Origin of the sequence: Polaribacter septentrionalilitoris (assembly GCF_009832745.1) — a bacterium.
In the GTDB taxonomy this organism is placed as follows: domain Bacteria; phylum Bacteroidota; class Bacteroidia; order Flavobacteriales; family Flavobacteriaceae; genus Polaribacter; species Polaribacter septentrionalilitoris.
The window spans coordinates 1-5970 of the sequence record NZ_VRMJ01000018.1 but is presented as its reverse complement, the minus strand read 5'-3'; the positions used below and the strand labels follow the sequence as shown (position 1 = coordinate 5970).

Annotated in this window: 7 protein-coding genes and 1 pseudogene; all 8 read left to right on the top strand. The window is 28.3% G+C overall.

Translation table 11 applies throughout. The features are described from left to right. The first annotated feature begins 204 nt into the window (after positions 1-204). Entirely contained in the window at positions 205-1203 is a 999-nt protein-coding gene (locus FP421_RS04385) for a tetratricopeptide repeat protein (protein ID WP_159948010.1), read from the top strand. Positions 1204-1334: 131 nt separating this feature from the next. Next, the gene (locus FP421_RS04380; RefSeq protein WP_159948008.1) at positions 1335-2048 is read left to right on the top strand and encodes a hypothetical protein; all 714 of its coding nucleotides are present in this window, start codon (positions 1335-1337) and stop codon (positions 2046-2048) included. 196 nt (positions 2049-2244) lie between these two features. Then, positions 2245-2541, top strand: a complete 297-nt coding sequence (locus FP421_RS04375) for a hypothetical protein (protein ID WP_201288794.1) — start codon at positions 2245-2247, stop codon at positions 2539-2541. Between the two features lie 54 nt (positions 2542-2595). Further along, the gene (locus FP421_RS04370; RefSeq protein ID WP_159948006.1) at positions 2596-3642 is read left to right on the top strand and encodes a nuclease-related domain-containing protein; all 1047 of its coding nucleotides are present in this window, start codon (positions 2596-2598) and stop codon (positions 3640-3642) included. 159 nt (positions 3643-3801) lie between these two features. After that, positions 3802-4467: a hypothetical protein gene (locus tag FP421_RS04365; protein WP_159948004.1), complete on the top strand. Its 666-nt coding sequence runs from the start codon at positions 3802-3804 to the stop codon at positions 4465-4467. 158 nt (positions 4468-4625) lie between these two features. Then, the gene (locus tag FP421_RS04360; RefSeq protein WP_159948002.1) at positions 4626-5078 is read left to right on the top strand and encodes a hypothetical protein; all 453 of its coding nucleotides are present in this window, start codon (positions 4626-4628) and stop codon (positions 5076-5078) included. A gap of 208 nt (positions 5079-5286) precedes the next feature. Next, positions 5287-5730: a helix-turn-helix domain-containing protein gene (locus FP421_RS04355; RefSeq protein ID WP_159948000.1), complete on the top strand. Its 444-nt coding sequence runs from the start codon at positions 5287-5289 to the stop codon at positions 5728-5730. Between the two features lie 35 nt (positions 5731-5765). Further along, positions 5766-5970: pseudogene (locus FP421_RS15190) on the top strand (hypothetical protein); the annotation flags it as partial.

Below are 5970 nucleotides of genomic sequence, written 5' to 3'. Positions count from 1 at the left end.
TTGACTGAACTCAAAATTTAAACAATAAGCAGTTCAAGCTATTTTTTGCCTTCTAAACGGCTTAAAAAAATCGTTTGAACGTATTAATTAAACCTAAAAAAAGGTCAACCTATATCAGTATAATACAAAATGACGAAAAACATACTTTTATTATTCCTTCTAATTACAATCAAATCGTATTGTCAAAAAGTCAATATTTCGGAATTGAATGGAGATTGGATTAAATATAAGATTGAGATGAAAGACGGCAGTAGTTTAATTGACCGTTTTTTGACTGACTCTTCATACGTCAATTACACTTTTAGAAAATTGGAAATGTGTACTAATGGAAATCCAACGCATAGAGTAAATGAGGTTTGTTTTCCTTTCTCATTAAATAAAAACTTTATCAAAACATCTTCAACTTCTGGCTACGAAATTGAAAGAGTAAAAAATGACACGCTGATTCTCTGTGAAAGAATAAATGGAATAGAAAACGACAAATTAAAGAGATTCTATTTTGTTAGAGAACAAAAATTATTCAATGAAATTAAAGAGCAAAAAGGGGAAAGTAAAAATCAAGTTGCAAATGAATTCTATACACCAACTTTAAAGTCAAGTTTAATGCTTGAACTGAACAAAGTTTTTAAGAAAAAACACAGCAACTTTAAAGCTAAAGGAATTATAACAATAGATTTAAAAAATAAAAATATAAGTACTTTAATAAATTACTCTAACACAAATGACTCAAGTAAAATTCAGAGAATTAAAAAAGTGATAAACAAATCATATAAACTTTGGAATTTAAATAAATTCAAACATCTTGATAAGCTAGAAATGCCATTTGTTTTAAAAGACGAAAAAACAAAAACATTTCGTGGAATTTCAATGAAATTTTTCACCGATTCTTTCTATCAATTAGACCATTTTTATGGTGGAGACACAAGAGTAATTCAAAAAGCTGGAGAATATTTCAATAAGGGAATAAGGTCTTATCAAAGTAAAGATTATGAGAGTTCTATTAAAAACTTCACTAAAAGTTATGAGTTAGACCCAAAGAATATAGATGCGCTTTATAACAGAGCTGCTATTTACTATGAAACTGGAAAGCTGGAATTAGCCTGTAAAGATTGGAATGAATTATCAGAACTTGGACAGAAAAGAGGAATGGAATTATTAAAAAATAACTGTAAAAAAACTACCTACAACAATGGCTATAAGTAATTGCTTGTTCTCGCTTACTTCTGAAAATCCTCGCGGATTTTCAGTTTGGTGCATACTTGCAAAGTTAACCGCTAAACCACGCAACTACTCATAGCCGAAACCGTTACCTGTAATTCTCTGAAAAAGACAAAATGAAAATTTTAATAAGCATTTTAATAATTGGAATGGCAATTTATATTACAAATAAAGAGAATGGAAATCCAATAAAAAAAATAAATACTTTAAGAAAGGAGAAAACTTCTGCTAAGGAATTTGTTAAAACCATAGAATCATTAGGTTACTTTAAATATGCTAATGAAAGAGACATTGAAAGATTAAAGAAAAATCATTTGGAAAGTTTTGACTCTGAAGGTTCTTGGGGTGGAATTTGGGATGATGAAACAAATTTACCTATTGATTACAGATATTATTTCTGTGATGGTGAAACCGTTTTTGAGCAAGGAGGCTTTAAAGAAATGTTGAATGAATTAAGTGGAACTTTTGAAAAAATTGGATTTAAGTTAAAAATTGGAAATCACTTTGAGGAATGGGACAGCAAAAATGAATGGTTGAATCATAGAATAACTCTGAATGAGACTGAGTACATAATCTTCAAAAACTTTAAAGGTTATGGCTGGGGTGAAGCAGTTCAAAGACTTGCTGAAATATTAAATGAGGAATTAGAAAAACAAAATATAAAAGAGAGAATTTATCTAATTAGTGGAGGAAATGATGGCTCACTAATATTTTTAGATAATGAATTATACAAATATTTCTATAAAACTTTTACAGACCCTGAATGGAAACCACTTGAAGTGAAAGAATGGGTAAAAGTAATGGGAATTAAGAAAATGAAACTGGAATAAAAACTACAGGTAACAATGTATAAACTTTATTGCTGCAAAATTTTTCCTTCGGAAAAATATGCAGGCACAAAGTTGTTTAATTTTTTGCTTACTTTTAGGCTAAAATCAACGCAATAAAGCTTATACAGCAACGTTGGCTGTAATTTAATAAATGTAAAAGTCAAACATGGAATAGATTTAAAGTAATGTTATAAAAATGAAAGAAACAAAATATAGCACAATAATAATCGAACAGAAGAAATCAAATGGTCTAGGTGTTTCAGGATTTATACTTTCGTTAATTGGTCTTATATTTGGATTAATACATCCGATCGCTATAATTTCTATTTTTATTGGTTTTATACTATCATTTATCGGGTTATTCAGAAAACCAAGAGGGTTTGCAATAGCAGGATTTTTAATAGGTTTAATTAGCATATTAGTAATTATCGCCTTTGCATATGGTGTGTTCTATCTTATAGAAGGAACTGAGTTTGAAGATTTATTTTTTTGAGTACACCCTTCATTTTTAAATAACAACTTTATTTTAGAGGAATACGTTTGAAAAATGGCAAGTATATATGGAACAATAGAATCATTGAAATCCTTAAAATCTGAGTTAGAGGACAAAGGAATTTATAGATTTAGTTCTGTAAAAGAGATTAAAGATTTCTTATCAAATTATAATAACGAAAAATTCTCTATTCTAGATGTTGAATCTAAAAAGTTAGATAAAGAGTACATTGAAACTTGCACTAACCTAAAACAAAGAAAACGAGAAAAAGTTGAAATTATCATTTCAGAGAAAGAAAAAATAGATAGTAGAATATTTGAATTACAAACAAAAATTGATTCCATAAATACCAAAAGCAATAACTTCATAAAAAAACTATTATCAAGCATAAAGTTACATTCACTAAAGAAAAAATATAATCACTACATAGAGCATAAAAGTAGACTAATAAATTCATCAGTAAAGAACATTAGTCGGAAAATTCAAAATGATGAAATTTTCATAAGAATTTACGAAACTGGGAAACAAAGCCTTATTGAAAATCGAGCAAAATCTAAAATTGTAAAATTAGAATACACACGAAAAGTTTTGGAAAACTCTCAAAATCTAATTTCTGGAGCGATAGGTGAAAATTTAGTTGTAAAAGAAATCAAAAAGCTTTCAGATGATTATGTTCTAATTAATGACTTCAACCTTAGTTTTTCTCGTCCAATTTTTTACAAAAAACAAAATCAAAGAATCTATTCAATTCAAATTGACCATCTTTTAATATCAAAAGCAGGAATTTTTATAATAGAAACGAAAAACTGGAGTAAGTCATCGGTGAATTCTCTTAGTCTAAGGTCACCAATCGAACAAATTGAAAGGTCTAATTTTGCTCTCTATGTATTCCTTTCGGAAAATCTAACTTTATATGACCATCATTGGGGAGAACAAAGAGTTCCGATTCGCAATCTTATAGTAATGATTAAAAATAAACCACGAGGTCAATTCAAATATGTAAGTGTAAAACTGCTAAGAGAATTAAATGATTATATAAAATACTTTGAACCTGTTTTAACAGATGAACAATTTAATAGAATAGTAACTGAATTAAAATAAATAAAAACTACAGCCAACAATGTGTATAATTCATTGCTAGTTATAGCCCACTTACGAAAGTCCTTTCGGACTTTCTATCTGTGATTTATTTGCTAAATTAGTTGCTTAAACACGCAACGAAATCATACACAAAACCGTTGTACACAATTGACGAGCTGAATGAAAATAAGAGATAAAATAGGAATATCATTTTTGATTATTGGGTTTTTAATCCCATTTTTCATTTATTTCGGTTTTATAATCGGACTTCCAATTTATGTTATTGGAATTATTATACTTCTATTTGGGAATTTAAAAATTAAACAAAAATTACTTTGGATTTTAATACCTGCTATTTTGTTTATTCCAGTTTCTAAAACTTATTCTTCTATTTCATTTTATTTTGCTGACATTCAGAAATTCGACATAATTCTACCTGAAAATTTTAAAGGAACAGCGATAATAATTGACAATTCTGATTTTGGACAAACTTTCGAAAAAAAACATAGACGTGAACAAATAATATTCGATGAAAACGGAATTATATTTTATCCTACGGAATTAGAAATGGACAGGTCAAAGTTTAGAGTTTTTACCAAACAAAAAAATGGAGAATTAAAACAAATATTATTAAGTTCGGAGACTAACGAAAAAAGCACACTTTTAGCCTATGGAGAAAGTCGTTTTGAAAAAACTGTAGAATCTGAAATTAAATATATTCCATATGATTTTGTAAGAATTGGAAAAGATTTTAAAGAACAAAGTAGTACCGAAAAAAGATGCGAATTGATTGAACAAATAAAGGAAGGAAAATTAAAAACTGTGTACAACACCGTGTATAATTAATTGCTTTGGCAAGTGCTTATTTGGAAAATTCCTTCGGAATTTTCTCACGTTCGTTTTTGTTTACTAAATTAGTTGCTTAAACACGCAACTAAACATACACAATCACGTTGTAGTGCATTTGAGCTTACTCAAAACTGATAAAAATTTGAATATTAAATATGGCAAAAAAGAAAAGAGAAAAACAAAAGAAAGAAACTAGCTCTCTTAAGAAAATTGGATATATTTTACTTTTTGCTTTACCTCTTTTTGCTCTGATATATTTTAATAGACAAAACAGACAAGAAAAATTAAAAAACAATTCATTTACAACATACGGAATAATAGAAAAATTAAGACCAAATTCCCCAAAAGGAACTACGACACGAAAAGATGTTGTCTACTTTTATTTCGTGAAAAACGACACTGTTTTCCATAAAATAACCGACTTAACAGAAAATGGAATTAAAAGGTTAGGACTTAAAATAAATGACTGTTACGAAGTGAAAGTTGTTGAATCTGATTACGGGATTTTTGATATTGATTTTGAAAAACGGAAAGACACTATGATTGAAAAAAAGAATTATAAAAACCAAAAGTATAATACTAGTATTCATCGGAATATAATTGAATAAAAAACGCACTACAACACCGTATAAAAATAATTGCGGTTTGGTGCTTAATCAAAGGTCGTTGCGTGTTTGTAACGTCTGATTTTCCTTCGGAAAATCCTCGCATACAAACCCGCAACTATTCTTATACATAAACGTTACCCAACATTAACCACTCTGTACTTTCCTGAAATAGGTTGACTAAAAATTCATCAAATAATGATAGTCACTTATGAAAAACCAAAAACAACACTGGCAGAAAAAAAAGTACCAAAAAGTAACTTTAGAAACCAAATTATTCGTCGTTGACCAAATTCAGAATGGTCAAATCTCTACAAACTTCGCTTCAAAAAAATATGATGTTCCTAGAACTACAATTGGATATTGGATTAAAAAATACAGTACCTTAGTTCAACAAAATAATGGTATGAGCAAAAACGATGAGATTAAAAAATTAAAGGAAAAAATTGAAGAATTGGAGTTTGTAAAAGACTTTCAGCAAGATATTATTGCGGATATGGAAGTCATTACTGGTGTCGATTTAGCAAAAAAGTCGTTGCCCAAAACATTAGCAAAAGAGATAGAACTAAAAAAGAAAAACATTTTAAAACAAAATGGATCTATCAATGTTTTGGGATCTCTAAACAAGCATTCTACAAAAGACACAAAACACTAAAAAAGAAAGAATTAGACAACAAAAAACTAATCTTAATGGTACAAAAATATCGTAAAAAAGTGGGGTCAAAAACAGGTGGAATTAAACTCTATAATGAACTCAAATCTGAAATGATTGAACAAAACATCAACATAGGAAGAGACAAGTTCTATCGCTTTTTAAGACTCAATAATTTATTAATCCCGAAAAGAAAAAACTACGTAACAACTACCAATTCTAATCATATATTTAGAAAATATA

Coding starts and splice junctions, on each gene's coding strand:
- FP421_RS04380 (WP_159948008.1), top strand. CDS start 1,335: ATGAAAATTTTAATAAGCATTTTAATAATTGGAATGGCAATTTATATT.
- FP421_RS04375 (WP_201288794.1), top strand. CDS start 2,245: ATGAAAGAAACAAAATATAGCACAATAATAATCGAACAGAAGAAATCA.
- FP421_RS04370 (WP_159948006.1), top strand. CDS start 2,596: ATGGCAAGTATATATGGAACAATAGAATCATTGAAATCCTTAAAATCT.
- FP421_RS04365 (WP_159948004.1), top strand. CDS start 3,802: ATGAAAATAAGAGATAAAATAGGAATATCATTTTTGATTATTGGGTTT.
- FP421_RS04360 (WP_159948002.1), top strand. CDS start 4,626: ATGGCAAAAAAGAAAAGAGAAAAACAAAAGAAAGAAACTAGCTCTCTT.
- FP421_RS04355 (WP_159948000.1), top strand. CDS start 5,287: ATGAAAAACCAAAAACAACACTGGCAGAAAAAAAAGTACCAAAAAGTA.